The following is a 19,371-nucleotide window of genomic DNA, read 5'->3' on the forward strand; positions in this document are numbered from 1 at the left end:
ATGGCATTACTCGATTTCGACGCAAAAAAGAATCCCGCCAAGGCCTACGCCGGCATGCTGGGCCTGGCCGTGCTGCTGATGGTGTTCCCTTTTTTTGCCGCGCAGTTCGGCAACTCGTGGGTGCGCATCATCGACATGGCCTTGCTGTACATCATGCTGGCCCTGGGCCTGAACATCGTCGTCGGCTTTGCCGGCCTGCTCGACCTCGGCTACATCGCCTTCTATGCCGTGGGCGCCTACCTGACGGCCTTGCTGGCGTCGCCGCAGTTCGCCATCCTGCTCGAATCGGTGGTGAATCAGTATCCCGTGCTGGGCGAAACCCTGGTGCAGCTGATGGGGCCGGAAATCCGCGAAAACGGTATCCATCTGTCGATCTGGATCATCGTGCCGCTGGCCGCCTTTGTTGCCGGCCTGTTCGGCGCCTTGCTGGGCGCGCCGACGCTGAAACTGCGCGGTGACTATCTGGCCATCGTGACCCTGGGCTTTGGCGAGATCATCCGTATCTTCATGAACAATTTGAACGACCCGATTAATTTCACGAATGGGCCGCAAGGCATCAATCTGATCGACCCGATCCGCATCTTCGGCGTCAACCTGGCGGGTGAGGCGGGCACCAACAGTACCGTCGTGGTCGGCGGCTTTTCCATGCCGTCCGTGAACGCCTATTACTTTTTGTTCCTCTTCCTGTGCATCGCCGTGGTGTTCGTCACCAAGCGGCTCCAGCATTCGCGCCTGGGCCGCGCCTGGGTGGCCATCCGCGAAGACGAGATCGCCGCGAAAGCCATGGGCATCAATACGCGCAACGTGAAATTGCTGGCCTTCTCCATGGGCGCCTCGTTCGGTGGCGTGGCTGGCGCCATGTTTGCCTCGTTCCAGGGCTTTGTTTCGCCCGAATCGTTTTCACTGACGGAATCGATCGCCGTGTTGGCCATGGTGGTGCTGGGCGGCATCGGGCATATCCCCGGCGTGATCCTCGGCGGCGTGATCCTCGCTTCGATACCGGAAGTGCTGCGCCACGTGGTGGAGCCGGCCCAGCAGGCGCTCTTCGGTCACGTGGTGATCGAAGCGGAAGTGCTGCGCCAGTTGCTGTACGGCCTGGCCATGGTCTTGATCATGCTCAACCGTCCTGCCGGCCTGTGGCCATCGCCGAAGCACGAAGACCGGCCCGACCACGATGTGGACCAGCCGAATAAATCAACCGGCGTCGTGTCCGCTTAAGGGAGGGATAGCATGAGCGAACAGATCATTCTCAATATTGCCGGCGTGAATAAACGTTTCGGCGGCCTGCAGGCGCTGACCGACGTGGGCATTACCATCCGGCAAGGGCAGATCTACGGCTTGATCGGCCCGAACGGTGCCGGCAAGACCACTTTCTTCAACGTCATCACCGGTCTGTACCAGCCCGACACGGGCACCTTCGAGCTGGCCGGCAAACCGTATTCGCCGTCGGCGCCGCACAAGGTGGCCAAGGCGGGCATCGCCCGTACCTTCCAGAATATCCGCCTGTTTGGCGACATGACGGCGCTGGAAAACGTCATGGTGGGGCGCCATGTGCGCTCGCACCAGGGTGTGTTCGGCGCCATCTTCCGCCATAAGGCGGCGCGCGAGGAAGAAGCGTCCATCCGCCGGCGGGCCATGGAGCTGCTCGATTTCGTCGGCATCGCCCAGTTCGCCAACCGGACGGCGCGCTTTTTATCATATGGTGACCAGCGGCGCCTGGAAATCGCCCGCGCGCTGGCCACCGACCCGACCCTGCTGGCCCTCGATGAGCCGGCGGCCGGCATGAATGCGACGGAAAAGCTGGCCCTGCGCGAGTTGCTGGTAAAAATCAAGGCCGAAGGCAAGACCGTGCTGTTGATCGAGCATGACGTGAAGCTGATGATGGGACTGTGCGACCGCATCACGGTGCTCGAATATGGCAAGCGCATCGCCGAAGGATTGCCAGCCGAAATACAACAAAACCCGGCCGTCATCGAGGCTTACCTGGGGGGATCGCACGCATGACTAACAATGGCTTGAACAACAACGTACTCAAGGTCGCGGGCCTGCACGTGGCTTACGGCGGCATCAAGGCGGTGAAAGGCATCGACCTGGAAGTCAACCAGGGCGAGCTGATCGCCCTGATCGGCGCGAACGGCGCCGGCAAGACGACGACCTTGAAAGCCATCACGGGCACGTTGCCGGCCTGCAAGGTCGAAGGCACGATCAGCTACCTGGGCGAATCGCTCAAGGGCACGAAATCGTTTCATTTGGTGGAAAGGAGACTGGCCATGGTACCGGAAGGGCGCGGCGTGTTTACCCGTATGTCGATCCGCGAAAACCTCATGATGGGCGCTTACACGCGTACGGACAAGGTGGGTGTCGAGGCCGATATCGAGAAATGGTTCGACGTGTTTCCGCGCCTGAAGGAGCGGGCGGCGCAGATGGCCGGCACCCTGTCGGGCGGCGAGCAGCAGATGTTGGCCATGGCGCGCGCGCTGATGAGCCATCCGAAACTGCTGCTGCTCGATGAGCCATCGATGGGCTTGTCGCCCATCATGGTCGAGAAAATCTTCGAGGTGATCCGCAAGGTCTCGTCCGAAGGCATCACGATTTTGCTGGTCGAACAAAATGCCCGCCTGGCCCTGCAAGCGGCGCACCGCGGCTATGTGATGGATTCCGGGCTGGTCACCATGGGCGGCAACGCGGCCGCCATGCTCGATGACCCGCGCGTGAAGGCAGCGTATCTGGGGGAGTAATAGCGCATAAAAAATGCCCCAGCTGGGCTGGGGCATAATGGCATCCGTCGGAGAAGTGCGGGATGGATGCCTGGAGGAGCTGGTAACAACGGACCGCCGGAGCGGTCGCGCAAGAATTACTTGGCAGTGCGCGGCACGACTTTTTCAGCCGCTTGCGTGAACTGGTTCACTGCCGATGTCAGGTTCGCCTCGATGGCTTCGACGGCTTGCTTGCTGGTTTTCGAGAATTGCTCGTAGCCTGCATTGGCATTGCCGATGGCGCTTTTCAGGATGGCGACGGCGTTTTCCGAACCGGCTGGCGCGTTCTTGGTGACTTCTTCCACCAGGGACAGCACTTTGCGGTTAGTTTCAGCGATTTGCGATTCAGCAGCTTTGCTGAACTCGGCTTGCGTGCCGGACGTGATGGCAGCCAGGTGACGGCCGTAAGCGATGGCTTTTTCGGCGCTAGGTTGGGCTTGAGCAGCGCTCAGCGAAAAGAATTCTTGTGGATCTTTTGCCGACAGCAATTGCTTGGCGGCGGCAGTCGATTCTTCCAGGGTCGCCTTGGCAGCGGTCAGGTTCAGTTCGACGATCTTTTCGATGCCTTCGAAGGCTTTGCCCGTCAGCGACGAGAACAAGGCGAATTGGGCTTCCAGGTTGGCTTTGGTAGCGGACGAAAATTGCTCAGGAATTGAAAACATATAAATCTCCAAAAAATCGAAATCTGGTTAATTTGATGCTGCGTGTACCGTTTGGGAAAGCAGGTGAATCTAAATTTTTCAAGCTGAACAAGAATTGTGCAACGCAACAAACCCTATTCTACGGTGAAAAAAAACGAAGTCAAGCGATTCTTGTGCGATGCAACAATTGAATAGATTTGCATCAAAAGCCATTGTTTCTAAAGAGAAATATTTGATTTCTGTGTGTTAATGGTTTGCGCGAAAACTGCTGTTTCCAGGGGCGGCAGGGGCGATCGCGGCGCAGCATGCTAGACTTGGCTCCCGCACTGGCGTCGTGTCCCGGTGCCGACCCCGTTTCCCGAGTTGATACCATGTCCAATCTTCCCGCCGCGGCTGGCACCAGCGGTAAAGCCCCCAAAGCCCCTTTCTTGACGACGCTGGCGCCGATGGCCTTGCCCGGCTTCTTCGTGTTGTTATGGAGCACAGGTTTTATTGTCGCCAAGTTCGGCCTGCCGTACGCGCCGCCGCTGACCTTCCTGTTGCTGCGCTTTCTGGGCGTGCTGCTGATCCTGCTGCCGCTGGTGTTGCTGTTGCGCGCGCCATGGCCCGTGGGACAGTTCCGCCAGATCGCCGTGGCCGGCATCCTGATGCAGGCTGGCTATCTGGCTGGCGTATGGTGTGCCATCAAACTGGGCATGCCAGCCGGTTTGAGCGCGTTGATCGTGGGCATGCAGCCCGTGCTGACGGCGTGCGCCGCGCCCCTGATCGGCGAATCCGTGCGTCCGCGCCAGTGGCTGGGCCTATTCTTTGGCTTGCTGGGCGTGGCCTTGGTCGTGTATGCCAAGATCAACCTCGTGGGCCTGACCGTGGAAAGCGTGCTGCTGTGCGTGTTTGCCTTGCTGTCGATGACGGCCGGCACCATGTATCAAAAACGCCACTGTCCCCAATTCGACTTGCGCACCGGCACGGTAGTGCAGTTTGCCGCCTCTATCGTGGTGGTGTTGCCGTTTGCCCTGTATTACGAAGGACTGGATTGGCATTTCAGCAGTGTGCAATGGACGGCGAATTTTATTGGCGCCTTGCTGTGGTCGGTACTTGTGTTATCCATCGGCGCCATCTTCCTGCTGTTCGCCCTGATCCGCCGCAGCGATGCCACGAAAGTGACGGGCTTGCTGTACCTGACGCCGCCCACGACGGCCGTGATGGCCTGGCTGATGTTTGGCGAAGCATTTAATATGCTGGGTATCGCCGGCATGCTGGTGGCCGTGGTCGGCGTGGTGTTTGTGGTCAAGAAATAGCGCATCAGGTAGAGAACAAGCAGAGAACAAGCAGAGAACAAGCAGATAACAAGCGGGAGAGCAGGGCAGTGAGCAAGCAAGCATCTGAAACACAGTCGACGCAGCAAGCCGTGGACGCCGTCATCGTGTCGCGCCGTTCGATCCGCGCCTTCCTGCCCACGCCGGTGGCGCAGGACGATATCGCGCGCATCCTGGAAGTGGCAGCGCGCGCACCCTCGGGCGCCAACATGCAGCCGTGGAAAGTGTATGTGCTGTCGGGCGAGGCGCGCCTGCGCCTGTCGCGCCGCATCCTCGACGCCTATGCCGCGCCGAAAGCGCCCGATGCGCCTGCGCGCATGGCGTCGTATATCTATTACCCGCGCCAGTGGACGGCGCCGTTCATCGAGCGCCGCCGCAAGATCGGCCTGGACCTGTATCAGCTGCTGGGCCTGGAGCGGGGCGACACGGCCGGCATGGCGGCCCAGCATGGACGCAATTTCCAGTTTTTCGATGCGCCCGTCGGCCTGATCTTTACCATCGAGCGGGTACTGGAACAGGGTTCCTGGCTCGACTACGGCATGTTCTTGCAAAACATCATGCTGGCGGCGCGAGCGCGGGGACTCGATACCTGCCCGCAAGCGGCCTTCATCCATTACCATGACATCATCCGCGAGGAACTGGGCGTGCCGGCCAGTGAAATGGTAGTGTGCGGCATGGCGCTCGGCTATGCCGACCCGGATAAGATCGAGAACCGCTTGAGCACGGAACGCGAGCCGCTGGCCGGCTTTGTTAAATTCATGGACAAATAGACACGCCAGCGATCTGCACAGGCAAACAGCCGGTTAAGGATGAGATTGTTTTCTGATCGCTAACGATTTGTATTTCGTTGCTGCAATAAATACTGTCCTAACTGTTAAATTGGCTTGCGATTACTCTGCATTTCGCTACACTGCAATAAGGCAACAGCTTCACGGGGAATTATCGAATGGCTAAGTTTAAACTTGCGCTGGGTATCCTGGCTTCCCTGCTGTTTGCGTTGGCGCCGGCTGCGGCCGTGCACGCCAAGGAAGCGAACGGCAAATCCTCAGCCTCCAAGAAATACAATACCAAGAAAGTCAAAGTGGTGTTGCGCAAGGGCGCGACGGCCGCGCCGCGCGACAAGAGCGTGCGCCGGGTCGTCATGGTGCGCGGCAAACGCAAAGTCATCTATCAGAAAGTCAGCAGCGTGGCCGTGCCCATGGCCGCACCGATGCCCACCATGGGCGACCTGGCTGGCCTGAACCTCACGCGCGATCCGCTCGACCTCAAATCGAGCGTGGCGCTGGTGCTGGACCAGGCCAATTCGGAGGTGCTGTTTGAAAAGAATTCCAATGTCGCCTTGCCCATCGCCTCCATCACCAAGATGATGACGGGTCTGGTGGTGGTCGAAGCGCGCCAGGACATGGATGAAGTGCTGACGATCATGGACGAGGACGTCGACCGCGCCAAGTTCAGCAGCTCCCGCCTGAAAGTGGGCTCACAATTGACGCGCGCGAATATGTTGCATATCGCCTTGATGAGCTCGGAAAACCGCGCCGCCTCGGCGCTGGGCCGCAATTATCCGGGCGGCTTGCCATCGTTTGTCGACGCCATGAACAGCAAGGCGCGCCAGCTGGGCATGCTCGATACGCATTACGTCGATTCCAGCGGTTTGTCGAAAATGAATGTGGCCAGCGCGCGCGACCTGGGCAAGCTGGCCATGGCCGCCTTTCGCCATCCGCTGCTGCGCGAGTACTCGACGGACCCGAAAGCCATCGTCGAAGCCAGCGGCCAGCCCATGCAGTTTGGCAATACGAATCACCTGGTGGCCAACCCGGGCTGGGAAATCGGCTTGCAAAAGACGGGCTTCATCAACGAGGCGGGCCGCTGCTTGATGATGCAGGCCGTCATCGAAGGACGGGCCGTGATCATGGTCTTCCTCGATTCCAAGGGGAAACAGTCGCGCACGGCCGATGCGGGGCGCATGCGCAAGTGGCTGGAGGCTCTCAAGCCTGCCAACATGAGCCTGCCTGGCGGTTAAGAATGTACCGGGCGGCATTGCTGCCCTGTATTTTTACTCTTGGGGTATAAATCCCAAGGTGACGGAAATCTGGTTCGCCGTCTCGACCAAGTCGACCAGCCACTCATCTTGCAGGCGGTCGGCCGGCGCGGAAATCGACAGGCCGGCAATCAGCTTGCCTGTATCGTCGCGGATGCCGGCGGCCATACAGCGCACGCCCAATTCCAGCTCTTCATTGTCGCGCGCATAGCCGCGCTCGCGCACCAGGCTCAGCTCGCGTTCGAGCTTTTGCAGATCCGTGATGGAATTCTTGTTGTGTCCGGCCAAGCCCGTGCGCGTGGCATACGCGCGGATGGCTTTCGGCTCGTCGACGGAGAGGAACAGTTTGCCTGTCGAGGTCAGGTGCAGCGGGCCGCGGCCACCGATTGCGCGCACCACTTGCATGCCCGAGCGCTCGGAAAAGGCGCGGTCGATGTAGACGATCTCGTCGCCCTGGCGCACGGACAGGTTGATGGTTTGCTGGGTTTTCTTGTGCAACTGGCGCATGAAGTCCAGCGCCGCTTCGCGTACGCTGAGGCGGCTTTTCACCACATTGCCCAGTTCCAGCAGGCGCATGCCCAGGCGGTACGTACCCGGTTCGATGCGGTCGACAAAGCGCGTCAGCACCATGTCGTTGAGGATGCGGTGCGCCGTCGAGGGGTGCAAGCCGGATACCTTGGACAATTCCTTCAGGCTGACCGGGTCGGAATATTTGGCCAGGGCATCGAGCAGGGCGACCATGCGTTCGATCACCTGGATCGTCGTCTTCGGGGCAGCGACCGGTTCAATTTTCATGATGGATTTGGTGCAATGCAGTATTCATGCTTCTTTATACCATGATGTGAAAAAATAGTGAAATGTTCCGAGATATTCAGCGAATAAATTGTCACAATTCTCATGTTGGCCCTCATAATTGGCGGCTGGACGTACTTTGAACCATGGAAAACTATGCAACCTGTCAATGAATTCAAGAGCAAAAGTGGCTTGAAACGGATTTTTTCCGCCTTTTTCTACTCGCTCGACGGCTTGAAGGCGGCCTGGCGTCATGAACACGCGTTTCGCCAGGAACTGGGCCTGTTCTTCGTCGGCACGCTGATCGCCTTGCTGCTGCGCATCTCCGCCTTTGAAAAACTGCTGTTGATCGGCGTGCTGCTGCTGGTATTGATCGTCGAATTGATCAATTCCGCGTTGGAAGCCGTGGTCGACCGTATTTCGCTCGAGCGCCATCCGCTGTCGAAAAACGCCAAGGATTTCGGCAGCGCCGCCGTGTTGCTGACTTGCATCCTGGCCTTCGCCACGTGGTCCGTGGTGCTGTTCAACCGCTTTTATTAACCGCTAAATCCCCGTTGTTCGCCGTCCATATGCGAAAAACGCATATCAAACGGCGAAACGCTTCGTTCTCTTTGCGGCCATAGCGCCGTAATCTGGTGGCTCTGAAAGTTCAACCACACGGGGATCTTAGATGCTGTCGAAAAAAATCATCATTGCCGCCGCCGTCAGCGCGTTTGCCATTCTGCAAACGGCGCAGGCTGCCGATATCACCCTGCTCAACGTGTCGTATGACCCGACGCGTGAGCTGTACCAGGATGTGAACACGGCATTTGCCAAGGAGTGGAAAGGCAAGACGGGTGACAACGTCAAGATCAAGCAATCGCATGGCGGTTCCGGCAAACAGGCGCGCGCCGTCATCGACGGCCTGGAAGCGGACGTGGTGACCCTGGCCCTGGCCTACGACATCGATGCGCTGGCCGAGCACAAATTGCTGGCCGCCGACTGGCAAAAACGCTTGACGCACAACAGCTCGCCTTACACCTCGACCATCGTGTTTCTCGTGCGCAAGGGCAATCCGAAAGGCATCAAGGATTGGAATGACTTGATCAAGCCGGGCGTCTCCGTCATCACGCCGAATCCGAAAACCTCGGGCGGCGCCCGCTGGAATCATTTGGCAGCCTGGGGCTATGCCTTGCGCCAGCCGGGCGGCAACGAAGCCAAGGCCAAGGATTTCCTCGGCAAGCTGTATAAAAACGTGCCCGTGCTCGATTCCGGCGCGCGCGGCGCCACCACCACCTTCGTCGAACGTGGCATCGGCGACGTGCTGATCGCCTGGGAAAATGAGGCTTACTTGGCCGTCAAGGAACTGGGCCCGACCAAGTTCGACATCATCACGCCTTCCGTCAGCATCCTGGCTGAGCCACCCGTCGCCGTTGTGGACAAGTTTGCCGACAAGCACGGTACGCGCAAGGTAGCCGAGGCTTACCTGAACTACCTGTACACGGACGAAGCGCAAGATATCATCGCCAAGAATTACTACCGTCCGGCCACGGACAAGGCGGCGAAGAAATACGCGTCGCAGTTCGCCAAGGTCAAGCTGTTCACCATCGAGCAAGTGGCCGGTGGCTGGACGACGGCGCAAAAGGCACACTTTGCCGACGGCGGCATTTTCGACCAGATCTACCAGCCTAAATAATATCGGATGGCAATCGGGAACGGTTGCCAGACTGCTACTAAAAGGGATCCATCATGGCGCTGCGCAGCTTTTCCGATTACCGGGTACTGATCGTGCCGGGCTTGCATAACAGCGGTCCCGAGCATTGGCAGAGTCGCTGGCAGCGCCTGTATCCGCAATTCGAACGGGTCGAGCAGGACGACTGGAACGCACCTGACCTGGCCACCTGGTCGGCGCGCCTGGACCAGGTGCGGCGGCAAGATGCGCGCCCGACCCTGATCGTTGCCCACAGCTTTGGCTGTTTGACGACGGCGCACAGCCTGGCCCGCGACCCGCACGGCGTGGCCGGCGTGCTGCTGGTGGGGCCGGCCGATCCGGACAAGTTTGGCGTGGCGCAAGCCTTGCCGCAAAAGCGCTTGCCGTGTCCCGGCATATTGATCGCCAGTCAGACGGACCCGTGGATGACGGCCGAGCACGCGGCGCAGTGGGCACGGCGCTGGAATTGCAAGTATATTGATGGCGGTGCGCTGGGCCATATCAACGCCGAGTCGCGCCTTGGTGACTGGGTCTATGGCCAGGCGCAACTGCAAACACTGTTTGATCTGGCGCAAAGCCACAAACGCCACCGTCAGGCAGCCTGATTCGACGAATATCCATAGCCACACAACTTCACAAGGAGATCACGATGACTTTACGCCTGGGCGATGTCGCCCCTGATTTTGAACAAGACAGCTCGATCGGCACGCTCAAGTTCCATGAGTGGGCTGGCGACTCCTGGGTGGTGCTGTTTTCCCACCCGGCCGACTTTACGCCCGTGTGCACGACGGAACTGGGCCTGACGGCCAAGCTCAAGCCGGAATTCGACAAGCGCAACGTGAAGGCCATCGCCCTGTCGGTGGACGCGGCCGAGTCGCACAAGAGCTGGATCAAGGATATCGAAGAGACGCAAAACACGGTGGTGGGCTTCCCCATCATCGCCGACGTCGACAAGAAAGTGTCGGTGCTGTACGACATGATCCACCCGGAGCAATCCGTCACGGCCACCGTGCGCTCCGTCTTCATCATTGACCCGAACAAGAAAGTACGGCTGATCCTCACGTATCCGCTGAGCACGGGCCGCAACTTCAATGAAATCCTGCGCGTCCTCGACGCCCTGCAACTGACGGACGGCTACACGGTGGCCACGCCCGGCAACTGGAAAGATGGCGACGACGTCATCATTCCCTTGACCGTGCAAGACCCGGACGTGATCAAGCAGAAGTATCCGAAGGGCTTTACGGCCACCAAGCCATATCTCCGCCTGACACCACAACCCAATAAATAAAAATTGCCACTCCAACAAAAAACGCACCTCGCTGGTGCGTTTTTTTTCGCCCAACGATTCGGTGGACAAGTATGCAAAATCCATCTAAGCAAATGAGAAATGGTTAGTTCTTTTTATAACGATTGCATGTGATTATTGCGCCTTGTAACTCAAAAATGTAATAAGAAGGGGTTTCTATGTCTGCAGCATCAGCAGCACCGCTCAAGGCGCGCGGAGCGCCGTTTCGGGTCATGCCGGGGTTTAAGCTGTCACTGGGCTTCACGCTCTTTTACTTGGCCTTGATCGTCCTCATTCCGCTCTCGTCGGTGTTCCTGAAAACCTTCACCATGACCTGGGACGCCTTCTTCAGCGCAGTTACATCCGAGCGCGTGATGGCGTCGTACCGGCTGACGTTTGGCGCCTCGCTGATCGCCGCCTTGCTGAACGTGGTGTTTGGCGGCATCCTGGCCTGGGTGCTGGTGCGTTATAAATTTCCTGGCAAGCGCATCATCGATGCGCTGGTCGACTTGCCGTTCGCCTTGCCAACGGCCGTCGCTGGCATCACCCTGACGGCCCTGTATTCGTCGAACGGCTGGTTCGGCCAGTTCATCGAAGGCGTGCTGGGCATCAAGGTGGCGTTCACGCCGCTGGGCGTGGTGGTGGCGCTGACTTTCATCGGCTTGCCTTTCGTCGTGCGCACCGTGCAACCGGTGCTGGAAGACGCGGAAAAAGAACTGGAAGAGGCGGCCGCCAGCCTGGGCGCCAATTCGCTGCAAACGTTTATCCGCGTCATCTTCCCCACGATTTTGCCGTCCTTGCTGACGGGCTTTGCGCTGGCCTTTGCCCGCGCCACGGGCGAATACGGTTCCGTGATCTTCATCGCCGGCAACATGCCGATGGTGTCGGAAATCACGCCACTGTTCATTATTACCAAGCTGGAGCAATACGATTACGCAGGCGCCACGGCCATCGCCGTGGTGATGCTGGTGGTGTCTTTCCTGCTGTTGTTGACGATTAACCTGCTGCAAGCATGGACGCGCGGAAAGGCGAAGAAATCATGAGTACCAATGTCTCTGCGGTTGCGAATGTGGAAGATGCGCTGCCAAAAGCGCGCCGCTTCGAACCGAACGTCGGTCCCGTCGTGCTGGAACCCTTGTGGGTGCGCACGGTATTGATCAGCATCGCCTTGCTGTTCCTGACGACCTTCCTGATCGTGCCCCTGGTGGCCGTGTTTGCCGAAGCGTTCAAGAAGGGCTGGGAAGCGTATATCGCCGCCATCATCGATCCGGACGCGATTTCCGCCATCAAGCTGACCCTGATCACGGCGGCCATCGCCGTGCCGTTGAACCTGGTCTTCGGCGTGGCCGCTTCCTGGTGCATCGCCAAGTTCGAATTCCGTGGCAAGAGCATTTTGCTGACCCTGATCGACTTGCCGTTTTCCGTCTCGCCCGTGATTTCCGGCTTGATCTACGTGCTGATGTTTGGCGCCCAGGGCTGGTTCGGCCCGTGGCTGCAGGCGCACGACATCAAGATTTTGTTTGCCGTGCCCGGCATCGTGCTGGCCACCATCTTCATCACCTTCCCCTTCGTGGCGCGCGAACTGATCCCGCTGATGCAGGCGCAGGGCAGCGAAGAGGAAGAGGCCGCCATCGTGCTGGGCGCCTCGGGCTGGAATACTTTCCGCAGAGTCACCTTGCCAAATATCAAATGGGGTTTGCTGTATGGCGTGATCCTGTGTAACGCCCGCGCCATGGGCGAGTTCGGCGCCGTGTCCGTGGTCTCCGGCCATATCCGCGGCGAAACCAACACCATGCCGCTGCAAGTGGAGATTTTGTACAACGAGTACAACTTTGCCGCCGCGTTTGCCGTCGCCTCCCTGCTGGCCCTGCTGGCGCTGGTGACCCTGGCCTTGAAAGCTTTTATTGAGTGGCGTTTGAACGAGAGCGACGCCGACGATTCCGCCTTACGTTCTACGGAGCACTGATCATGACCATCGCAGTTAACAACATCCATAAGCGTTTCGGCGATTTCGTCGCCCTCGACAATATCTCGCTGGACTTTCCCGCCGGTGAACTGACTGCCTTGCTGGGCCCGTCCGGTTGCGGCAAGACCACCTTGCTGCGCATCATTGCCGGCCTCGAGCATCCGGACAGCGGACAAGTACTGCTGGACGCGGAAGACGCATCGAACCGCCACGTGCGCGAGCGCCAAGTGGGTTTCGTGTTTCAACACTATGCGCTGTTCAAGCACATGACGGTGTTTGAAAACGTGGCCTTTGGCTTGCGCGTGAAGTCGCGCAGCGAGCGCCCGTCGGAAGACCAGATCCGCCGCAAGGTAAAAGATTTGCTGGAGCTGGTGCAGCTGGACTGGCTGGCCGACCGCTATCCGCCGCAGTTGTCGGGCGGCCAACGCCAGCGCATCGCCCTGGCGCGCGCACTGGCTGTCGAGCCCCGTGTGCTGCTGCTCGATGAACCGTTTGGCGCGCTCGACGCCAAGGTGCGCAAGGAATTGCGCCGCTGGCTGCGCCGCCTGCATGACGACTTGCACGTCACCAGCATTTTCGTCACGCATGACCAGGAAGAGGCGCTGGAAGTGGCTGACCAGGTGGTGCTGATGAACAAAGGCACTGTCGAGCAAATCGGTTCCCCGGAACAAGTTTACAACCACCCGGCTTCGCCCTTCGTCTACGGCTTCCTGGGCAACGTCAACCTGTTCCACGGCCGCGTGCATGACGGCGTGATGGCGACCGGTGACGCCAGCTTCGAAGTACCCGATTACGCGGGCGTGAGCGACAGCAAGGGCACGGCCTATGTGCGTCCGCACGACCTGGAAATCGACCGCTACACGCAGGGCGCCGAAGGCATCGTGGTCAAGCTGAGCCGCGCCCATGCGATCGGCCCGCTGGCCCAACTGGACTTGCAGCGCGTCGATAACAGCGAACTGATCGAAGCGGTGATGTCGAACGAGCGCTTCACCCATCTGCAACTGAAAGAGGGCGAGACCCTGGTCGTGCGCCCGAAACGATTACACGTGTTCGTTGAACCGACAAGAACCTAAGAGGCTGCAATACTATGAATTTTCAACAACTGCGCTCAATCCGCGAAGCGGCCCGCCGCGGCTACAACCTGACGGAAGTGGCGAACGCCCTGTTCACGTCGCAGCCGGGCGTGAGCCGGCAGATCCGCGAACTTGAGGACGAGCTGGGCGTGGTGATTTTCGAGCGCAACGGCAAGCGCTTGACGGGCTTGACGGAGCCGGGCAAGGGCATCCTGAAAATCGTCGACCGCCTCTTGATCGAGGCGGAAAACTTGCAGCAAGCCAGCTTGGAATACAGCGGCCAGACCAGCGGAACGTTATCGGTGGCGGCGACGCACACGCAGGCGCGCTATGCGCTGCCGAAAGTGGTGCAGGGCTTCCGCGCCGCTTTCCCCGACGTGCGCATTGCGCTGCAACAAAGCGCGCCCGAGCATATCGCGGAATGGGTGCTGTCGGGCAAGACCGATATCGGCATCGCCACGGAAGGCCTGAGCCAGTTCCCCGACCTGGTGTCGTTCCCGTGCTACCGCTGGAGCCATTTGATCGTCGTGCCGGACGGTCATCCGTTGCTCGACCATTCGCCCATCCGCCTGGAAGACCTGGCGAAATACCCGTTGATTACCTACGACAAGGGTTTCACGGGACGCGGCCATATCGACGATGCCTTCGCCAAGGCGGGCGTGGCCACCGATATTATTTTGACGGCCATGGATTCCGACGTCATCAAGCAATACGTGGCGCTGGGCATGGGCGTGGGCATCGTGGCATCGATGGCCTTCGACCATGGCCGCGACAAGGGATTGCGGGCGGTGGAAGCGTCGCATTTGTTCGCCACCAACACGACGCGCCTGGCCGTGCGCCGTGGCGCCTACCTGCGCGCCTACGCCTACGAGTTCATCCTGCAACTGGCGCCGGATCTGACGCGCGAAGACATCGACCGCGCCATGGCGGGAGAGGAAGCCCTCTAGCCGATGGCTGCCCGCTGCGCGCGCGTCAGGCTGGCCACGGCGCGCGCGTGGGAATCCTGCACCAGTTCCATCAGGTAATCGGCAGGGAAGCGCGCCACATCGACGATGGTGACCCAGTGAAAGCGGCCCATGTAGCGGGCCGGTTTCACGCCGGGCATGTCCGTCAGTTCAATAAAGCGTGCCGCGCTGACCCGCAAGCTGAAGCGCCACTGTTCCGGTGCGCTGGTCTTAAAGTAGGCAAATTTCTTGCCGCTCACCTCAACCACGAGGATGTTCGACGGCGGGCCGTACAGCACGGCTTGCGCGCCGGGCAGCGCCGCGCAAAAGTCTTTCAGTTCATCTGTTGTCATTCGTCAACCGCCATGAATTGTTGCGTGTTGTGGTCGAAAGCATAGGCTGACCCGGCCGGAGAATCCAGCAGGCGGATGAAACGGTCGTCCACGCTGAGCACGGCGCCCAGCGAGATCAAGGCCATGTTGGCGCTGTCGTTGATGTAATCGTCGTTTTCATCGTTGGCCGTGAAGCGCCAGCCGCTGTCGTCGGCATTGTCGGGTTCCTCACGGTACAGATAGCCGACGGGCGCGCCATCTTCCAGCACGCGCTTGGTGACGAAGCACAGGCCCGCATAGCGGTTGACGAGGTTATCGTCATCGTCGTGCTGCGTATTGATGATGTGGCGCGCCGCGAAGTCGACGGGGTCTTTGGCCTGCAGATCCCGAATGTGGCCAGGCATGTTGTCGAGCTTGCCGGTGAAATGCTCATGCGCTTCCACCGTCTCGACCAGCACCCACATGCGCTCGGCGCCCGGTGCTTGCGGATCGTCACTGTGGAAGGCGAAGATCAGCTTGACCACATCGCCGGGGCGCACCTGGGCGATGGCCTCGGGCGGCGATTTATAGAAGGTGTAGGGATGGCGCGCCGCCAGTTCGGCGGCGTCGGCCAGGTGCCAGCTGGGCATGGTGGTCCGTCGTCAAGAAGAATAAAACCCATGGTAGCCGATTGCAGGCAAGGATGGCCACCCGTACGCCAGCGCTTTATTCGGTGTCGAAGGCCGGAATAAAAAACGGGAGGCAGATGCCTCCCGTGCTGCGTTGCTATTACCAGCTATTACCAGCTATTACCAGCTATAACCCGCCTTGGCGTAGTAATAGCGGCCGTTGAAACCGTTCGGCGCGAAGATGCTGTACGGCTGGGTGCCGTTGACGCTCAGGTTGCCGTTGCTGGTCACTTGCGCCGGGTAGCGGTTGGTGACGTTGTCGATGCCGGCCACCAGGCGCCAGTTCTTGCCCAGTTTCACGGAACCGGACACGTCCAGCACCCATTGCGGGTCATACGTCTGGTCCAGCTTGACGTCGTTTTGCGGCACGGTGAAGCTGCCGTAGCGCGTCACGACGCCGTGCGCATTCCAGATGCCGAAGCCGTAGTCGGCAGCCAGGCTGAACTTGTCTTTCGGCGATGCCACCGTGATGCGGTCGATGCTCTGGCGGTCGATCAGCTTCAGGTTATTGGCCGTCAGGATGGCCGGGTTGTTCGCCACGCGCTCCACCGAACTCTTGTTGTGGTTGTACGCCACGGTCAAGTCCAGGCGGTCCTTCTCTTGCAGGTCGATGCGGTAGGTGCTGACGATGTCCACGCCTTCCGTGCGCGTATCGACAGCGTTGGTGAAATAGCGTCCCGAGCCCACCGGCGTGCCCTGCGCTGCCAGGATGTTCTTCAAAGCATTGCTGAGGATCAGATTGGCTGAGAACAGGATGCGGTTGTCGATGTCGATGCGGTAGGCGTCCACTGTCGTCGTGAAGTTGCGGCTGGGCTGGAACTGCAGGCCGAGGCTGTAGTTGCGCGCCTTTTCCGGTTTCAGGTCCTGTGCGCCCAGAGCGCGCGCCTGCGGCGTGTTGACGGCGAAGGTGCCCGTCTCGATTGGCGTATTGACGCCGTTGACGACCTGGAAGTTGGTCGTGGTGATGGTGTAATACTGCTGTGCCAGCGATGGCGCGCGGAAGCCGCTTGACACCGTGCCGCGCAGGGACAGCGCATCGGTGAACGCATAACGGGCCGAACCCTTGGCCGAGGTGGTGCTGCCGAAATCGCTGTAGCGTTCATGGCGCAGGGCCACGCCGCCCGACAGTTTCTTCGTTGCTTCCGCTTCCAGGTTCACATAGATCGACTCGTTATGGCGCGAGTGGCTGCCAGCGTTGGCCGGACGGAAGCCGGCAAAGCCCTGCGAGCCGCCAGCCAGCTTCGGATCTGCGGTGATGTACGACGCTTCATCGCCGGCACCGATGCTGTACTTTTCATGGCGCGCTTCGGCACCCACGGCTACCGTCAGCGGGCCCGTAAAGTAAGACACGGGAAACTCGCGCGCCGCATCGAGGTTCAATACCGTCTGTTCATTTTTCAGTGAGCCGGCATAGAAATGCGTGGGGCTGTTCGCGCCCAGCGACTGGTTGACCGTGTTGTCCAGGTCCAGTTCGAACTTGTTGCTACCGTAATTGATGCTGGCATCCCAGCGCCAGCCGGCCGCTTCACCGCGCAAGCCCGTGACGATGGACTGGTCGGTCAGGGTGCTGTTTTGCAGCGGCAAGAAGCCTTCCGGGAAGAGCGGCGTGCGCTGAGAATACGCTTTGGTGACAGAGTCCTGGATCAGCGCCGTGCGCCAGGTGGCGGCGGCCGACGTGTCGCGCTTGCCGTAGTTGCCGAAGGCATACCAGTCCACATTGTCATTGATGTGGTATTCGCTGTTGAGGAAAATCGTTGCCGGCTTGCTTTCCGGGTCGCCGTAGCGCTGGTTGACCTTGCCATAGCGCGGTTCCAGCGGATTGCGGAAATCGGCGCCGGCGCGGTTGGTCGGATCGCGTTCAGCCACTTCGGCCGAGACACGTACCCAGCCGTCCTCGCCCAGGGCGAAGCCGGCCGAACCCTTGATGGATTTCTGCTTGCCGTCGCGCTCCTGCGTCTGGCCATAGCCCACTTCGACGTCGCCGCCGGCCGCGCCTTTTTTCAGGATGATGTTGATCACGCCGGCAATCGCGTCGGAGCCGTATTGGGCCGCCGCGCCATCGCGCAGCACTTCCACGTGGTCGATGGCGGCCAGGGGAATGGCGTTCAGGTCGACGGGTGCCGAGCCGCGACCCAGTGAACCGTTGACGTTGACGACGGCCGAAGTGTAGCGGCGCTTGCCGTTCACCAGCACCAGGGTCTGGTCCGGCGACAGGCCGCGCAGCTGGGCAGGGCGCACGGCGTCGCTGGCATCAGCGCCCGTGGCGCGGGCAAAGTTCAGCGATGGCAGCAGGCGCGCCAGCACGGTGGCCAGTTCGCCCGAGCCCGTGCTTTGCAGGTCGCGCGAGGTGAGGATGTCGATCGGCGATTCGGAATCGATGGTGCGGCGGTTCTTGGCGAAGGTGCCGGTGACCACCACCGATTGCAATTCCCCCTCAGCCGGCAGCTCTTGCTGCGCTTGCACATGCATTGGCAGGCTGAAGCAGGCGATCAGGCTGGCGGCGATAACGGTTTTTATGGGCAGGGCGGGAAGCTGGGAGCGGGCGGTGCTTGAACTCATCGACGATATCTCTTCGGTTGGTGGTTGCGCGGACCATGGCGGTCCGATGACGAAATCAGCTTAGCAGCGGGCGAACGGTGTGCTTACGAATCGTTCTGTCTATTGATATGCAATAAATGTCTGATACACGTAAAAATGCCGCGAGTAGCGCATATGGCCTCGTTTCCAGCATACGACCGGGCATGGCACGGCCGCAATGCTGCACAGCAGTAAATTACCAGCTGTTGTATAAATACGACTATATGTAATGAGAGGGGGGCGCCTACTGTCCCGGATTGGGCAAGCTGGCGTGGATGGCGTCGACGGCCGCCACCAGTTCCGGCGACAGCGTGACTTGATGTGCATCGATATTTTGCTGCAACTGCTCCACGCTGGTGGCTCCGATGATGGTGGCTGCCACGAACCAGCGCGTATAGCACCAGGCCAGCGCCAGTTGCGCCGGCGTCAAGCCATGCGCGCGGGCCAGCGCCGCATACTGGCTGGCTGCCGCTATGGTAGCGGGGCGCACGTAGCGGGGACTCCAGCCGGCAGGGAAGCGCGTCAGGCGCCCCTTGGCTTGCGAATCGTCGAGGTATTTCGCCGTCAGCTGGCCGAACGCCAGCGGGCTGTAGGCCAGCAAGCTTACATTTTCCCGGTGGCAAGTTTCATCGAGCAGGCTCGTCTCGAAATGGCGTGCCGTCAGGTTGTACAGGTTCTGGATGGATGCAATGCGCGGCAAGCCTTTCAGCTCGGCCTGTTTGATGCATTCGCACACGCCCCACGACGATTCGTTCGATACGCCGATGTGGCCGATCTTGCCTTCCTCGACCAGCTTGCCCAGCACGGCCAACGTATCTTCGATGGCGACCGAGGCGTGTTCCTTGCGCGGGTTGTACACGCTGGCGCCGAAGATGGGCAGGTTGCGGCTGGGCCAGTGCAATTGATACAGGTCGATGTGCTCCGTCTGCAGCCGGCGCAAGCTGTCTTCGACGGCAATGCGGATATTGACCGCGTCGTGGTCGGTCTTGCCCTTGCGTATCCAATGCATGCGCGAGTTCGGTCCGGCCACCTTGGTGGCCAGGACGATGTCGCCGCGCCTGCCGCTTTTCTTCAGCCAGCTGCCAATGTAGCGCTCGGTGCTGCCCTGCGTCTGCGCGCTGGCCATTACCGGATACATCTCCGCCGTGTCGATGAAATTGATACCCCGTTCCAGCGCGTAGTCGAGCTGGCTGTGCGCTTCGGCTTCGCTGTTCTGTTCGCCGAAGGTCATCGTGCCCAGGCAGATCCTGCTCACTTCCAGGCTGCTGGAACCCAGCTTGATCTTTTCCAAGC

Annotated in this window: 20 protein-coding genes; 14 read left to right on the forward strand and 6 right to left on the reverse strand. The window is 60.1% G+C overall.

Annotated features, from left to right (window positions below; translation table 11 throughout):
- From ACP7DE_RS07710 to ACP7DE_RS07720, 3 genes are read left to right on the forward strand one after another with little or no spacing between them, the layout of a single operon-like run.
- A complete protein-coding gene (locus tag ACP7DE_RS07710; protein WP_426071546.1) occupies window positions 1–1,218 on the forward strand; it encodes an ABC transporter permease subunit in 1,218 nt (405 codons plus the stop codon).
- A 12-nt stretch (window positions 1,219–1,230) separates the two neighbouring features.
- Entirely contained in the window at window positions 1,231–2,004 is a 774-nt protein-coding gene (locus ACP7DE_RS07715; protein ID WP_131689619.1) for an ABC transporter ATP-binding protein, read from the forward strand.
- Window positions 2,005–2,015: 11 nt separating this feature from the next.
- Complete coding sequence (locus ACP7DE_RS07720) at window positions 2,016–2,738, forward strand: ABC transporter ATP-binding protein (protein ID WP_426071770.1); 723 nt, start codon at window positions 2,016–2,018, stop codon at window positions 2,736–2,738.
- Window positions 2,739–2,854: 116 nt separating this feature from the next.
- Here the strand turns inward: ACP7DE_RS07720 and ACP7DE_RS07725 are convergent, their stop codons facing one another.
- Complete coding sequence (locus ACP7DE_RS07725; protein ID WP_426071549.1) at window positions 2,855–3,418, reverse strand: phasin family protein; 564 nt, start codon at window positions 3,416–3,418, stop codon at window positions 2,855–2,857.
- A gap of 350 nt (window positions 3,419–3,768) precedes the next feature.
- On the opposite strand from ACP7DE_RS07725, the gene ACP7DE_RS07730 reads away from it, so the two are divergent.
- From ACP7DE_RS07730 to ACP7DE_RS07740, 3 genes are all read left to right on the forward strand, one after another.
- Entirely contained in the window at window positions 3,769–4,695 is a 927-nt protein-coding gene (locus ACP7DE_RS07730; RefSeq protein WP_426071550.1) for a DMT family transporter, read from the forward strand.
- 68 nt (window positions 4,696–4,763) lie between these two features.
- Window positions 4,764–5,483 (forward strand): nitroreductase, encoded by a 720-nt coding sequence (locus tag ACP7DE_RS07735; protein WP_426071551.1) that lies wholly within the window; start codon window positions 4,764–4,766, stop codon window positions 5,481–5,483.
- Between the two features lie 176 nt (window positions 5,484–5,659).
- On the forward strand, window positions 5,660–6,733 hold the full coding sequence (locus tag ACP7DE_RS07740) for a serine hydrolase (RefSeq protein WP_426071552.1): 1,074 nt from the start codon (window positions 5,660–5,662) through the stop codon (window positions 6,731–6,733).
- A gap of 33 nt (window positions 6,734–6,766) precedes the next feature.
- Here ACP7DE_RS07740 and ACP7DE_RS07745 read toward each other — a convergent pair whose 3' ends face one another.
- Window positions 6,767–7,546: an IclR family transcriptional regulator gene (locus ACP7DE_RS07745; protein ID WP_099378009.1), complete on the reverse strand. Its 780-nt coding sequence runs from the start codon at window positions 7,544–7,546 to the stop codon at window positions 6,767–6,769.
- 153 nt (window positions 7,547–7,699) lie between these two features.
- Between ACP7DE_RS07745 and ACP7DE_RS07750 the strand changes: the two genes are divergently transcribed.
- The 8 genes from ACP7DE_RS07750 (at window position 7,700) to ACP7DE_RS07785 (ending at window position 14,504) form a co-directional block, all read left to right on the forward strand.
- Entirely contained in the window at window positions 7,700–8,083 is a 384-nt protein-coding gene (locus ACP7DE_RS07750) for a diacylglycerol kinase (protein WP_426071553.1), read from the forward strand.
- Between the two features lie 130 nt (window positions 8,084–8,213).
- Complete coding sequence (locus tag ACP7DE_RS07755) at window positions 8,214–9,218, forward strand: sulfate ABC transporter substrate-binding protein (RefSeq protein WP_426071554.1); 1,005 nt, start codon at window positions 8,214–8,216, stop codon at window positions 9,216–9,218.
- A gap of 53 nt (window positions 9,219–9,271) precedes the next feature.
- On the forward strand, window positions 9,272–9,838 hold the full coding sequence (locus ACP7DE_RS07760) for an RBBP9/YdeN family alpha/beta hydrolase (RefSeq protein ID WP_426071556.1): 567 nt from the start codon (window positions 9,272–9,274) through the stop codon (window positions 9,836–9,838).
- Window positions 9,839–9,882: 44 nt separating this feature from the next.
- Window positions 9,883–10,521, forward strand: coding sequence for a peroxiredoxin (locus tag ACP7DE_RS07765; RefSeq protein ID WP_426071557.1), 639 nt, complete (start codon window positions 9,883–9,885; stop codon window positions 10,519–10,521).
- 230 nt (window positions 10,522–10,751) lie between these two features.
- Entirely contained in the window at window positions 10,752–11,561 is an 810-nt protein-coding gene (gene cysT, locus ACP7DE_RS07770; RefSeq protein WP_070224513.1) for a sulfate ABC transporter permease subunit CysT, read from the forward strand.
- A complete protein-coding gene (gene cysW, locus ACP7DE_RS07775; RefSeq protein ID WP_426071558.1) occupies window positions 11,558–12,484 on the forward strand; it encodes a sulfate ABC transporter permease subunit CysW in 927 nt (308 codons plus the stop codon). The genes cysT and cysW overlap by 4 nt, the downstream gene beginning before the upstream one ends.
- 2 nt (window positions 12,485–12,486) lie before the next feature.
- Window positions 12,487–13,557, forward strand: coding sequence for a sulfate/molybdate ABC transporter ATP-binding protein (locus ACP7DE_RS07780; RefSeq protein ID WP_426071559.1), 1,071 nt, complete (start codon window positions 12,487–12,489; stop codon window positions 13,555–13,557).
- 14 nt (window positions 13,558–13,571) lie between these two features.
- Window positions 13,572–14,504 (forward strand): CysB family HTH-type transcriptional regulator, encoded by a 933-nt coding sequence (locus ACP7DE_RS07785; protein ID WP_426071560.1) that lies wholly within the window; start codon window positions 13,572–13,574, stop codon window positions 14,502–14,504.
- Here the strand turns inward: ACP7DE_RS07785 and ACP7DE_RS07790 are convergent.
- The 4 genes from ACP7DE_RS07790 to ACP7DE_RS07805 all read right to left on the reverse strand — a co-directional run bounded on the left by ACP7DE_RS07790 (window position 14,501) and on the right by ACP7DE_RS07805 (window position 19,369).
- Window positions 14,501–14,854: an MmcQ/YjbR family DNA-binding protein gene (locus ACP7DE_RS07790; protein ID WP_426071561.1), complete on the reverse strand. Its 354-nt coding sequence runs from the start codon at window positions 14,852–14,854 to the stop codon at window positions 14,501–14,503. The genes ACP7DE_RS07785 and ACP7DE_RS07790 overlap by 4 nt on opposite strands.
- Window positions 14,851–15,462 (reverse strand): immunity protein Imm33 domain-containing protein, encoded by a 612-nt coding sequence (locus ACP7DE_RS07795; RefSeq protein WP_426071562.1) that lies wholly within the window; start codon window positions 15,460–15,462, stop codon window positions 14,851–14,853. Before ACP7DE_RS07795 ends, ACP7DE_RS07790 begins: the two co-directional genes overlap by 4 nt.
- A gap of 159 nt (window positions 15,463–15,621) precedes the next feature.
- Window positions 15,622–18,060 (reverse strand): TonB-dependent receptor plug domain-containing protein, encoded by a 2,439-nt coding sequence (locus tag ACP7DE_RS07800; protein ID WP_426071563.1) that lies wholly within the window; start codon window positions 18,058–18,060, stop codon window positions 15,622–15,624.
- A 262-nt stretch (window positions 18,061–18,322) separates the two neighbouring features.
- Entirely contained in the window at window positions 18,323–19,369 is a 1,047-nt protein-coding gene (locus ACP7DE_RS07805; protein WP_426071564.1) for an aldo/keto reductase, read from the reverse strand.
- Between the last annotated feature and the right edge of the window lie 2 nt (window positions 19,370–19,371).

Source organism: Janthinobacterium sp. DSP2-3-3 (assembly GCF_049897325.1).
Lineage (GTDB): Bacteria > Pseudomonadota > Gammaproteobacteria > Burkholderiales > Burkholderiaceae_D > Janthinobacterium.

Excerpts from the sequence above, each read along its gene's own strand:
- ACP7DE_RS07740 (WP_426071552.1), top strand. The coding sequence starts at position 5,660 with ATGGCTAAGTTTAAACTTGCGCTGGGTATCCTGGCTTCCCTGCTGTTT.
- ACP7DE_RS07750 (WP_426071553.1), top strand. The coding sequence starts at position 7,700 with ATGCAACCTGTCAATGAATTCAAGAGCAAAAGTGGCTTGAAACGGATT.
- ACP7DE_RS07780 (WP_426071559.1), top strand. The coding sequence starts at position 12,487 with ATGACCATCGCAGTTAACAACATCCATAAGCGTTTCGGCGATTTCGTC.
- cysT (WP_070224513.1), top strand. The coding sequence starts at position 10,752 with ATGCCGGGGTTTAAGCTGTCACTGGGCTTCACGCTCTTTTACTTGGCC.
- ACP7DE_RS07710 (WP_426071546.1), top strand. The coding sequence starts at position 1 with ATGGCATTACTCGATTTCGACGCAAAAAAGAATCCCGCCAAGGCCTAC.
- ACP7DE_RS07745 (WP_099378009.1), bottom strand. The coding sequence starts at position 7,546 with ATGAAAATTGAACCGGTCGCTGCCCCGAAGACGACGATCCAGGTGATC.
- ACP7DE_RS07760 (WP_426071556.1), top strand. The coding sequence starts at position 9,272 with ATGGCGCTGCGCAGCTTTTCCGATTACCGGGTACTGATCGTGCCGGGC.
- ACP7DE_RS07715 (WP_131689619.1), top strand. The coding sequence starts at position 1,231 with ATGAGCGAACAGATCATTCTCAATATTGCCGGCGTGAATAAACGTTTC.
- ACP7DE_RS07755 (WP_426071554.1), top strand. The coding sequence starts at position 8,214 with ATGCTGTCGAAAAAAATCATCATTGCCGCCGCCGTCAGCGCGTTTGCC.
- ACP7DE_RS07785 (WP_426071560.1), top strand. The coding sequence starts at position 13,572 with ATGAATTTTCAACAACTGCGCTCAATCCGCGAAGCGGCCCGCCGCGGC.
- ACP7DE_RS07800 (WP_426071563.1), bottom strand. The coding sequence starts at position 18,060 with ATGAGTTCAAGCACCGCCCGCTCCCAGCTTCCCGCCCTGCCCATAAAA.
- ACP7DE_RS07790 (WP_426071561.1), bottom strand. The coding sequence starts at position 14,854 with ATGACAACAGATGAACTGAAAGACTTTTGCGCGGCGCTGCCCGGCGCG.
- ACP7DE_RS07730 (WP_426071550.1), top strand. The coding sequence starts at position 3,769 with ATGTCCAATCTTCCCGCCGCGGCTGGCACCAGCGGTAAAGCCCCCAAA.
- ACP7DE_RS07795 (WP_426071562.1), bottom strand. The coding sequence starts at position 15,462 with ATGCCCAGCTGGCACCTGGCCGACGCCGCCGAACTGGCGGCGCGCCAT.
- ACP7DE_RS07765 (WP_426071557.1), top strand. The coding sequence starts at position 9,883 with ATGACTTTACGCCTGGGCGATGTCGCCCCTGATTTTGAACAAGACAGC.
- cysW (WP_426071558.1), top strand. The coding sequence starts at position 11,558 with ATGAGTACCAATGTCTCTGCGGTTGCGAATGTGGAAGATGCGCTGCCA.
- ACP7DE_RS07725 (WP_426071549.1), bottom strand. The coding sequence starts at position 3,418 with ATGTTTTCAATTCCTGAGCAATTTTCGTCCGCTACCAAAGCCAACCTG.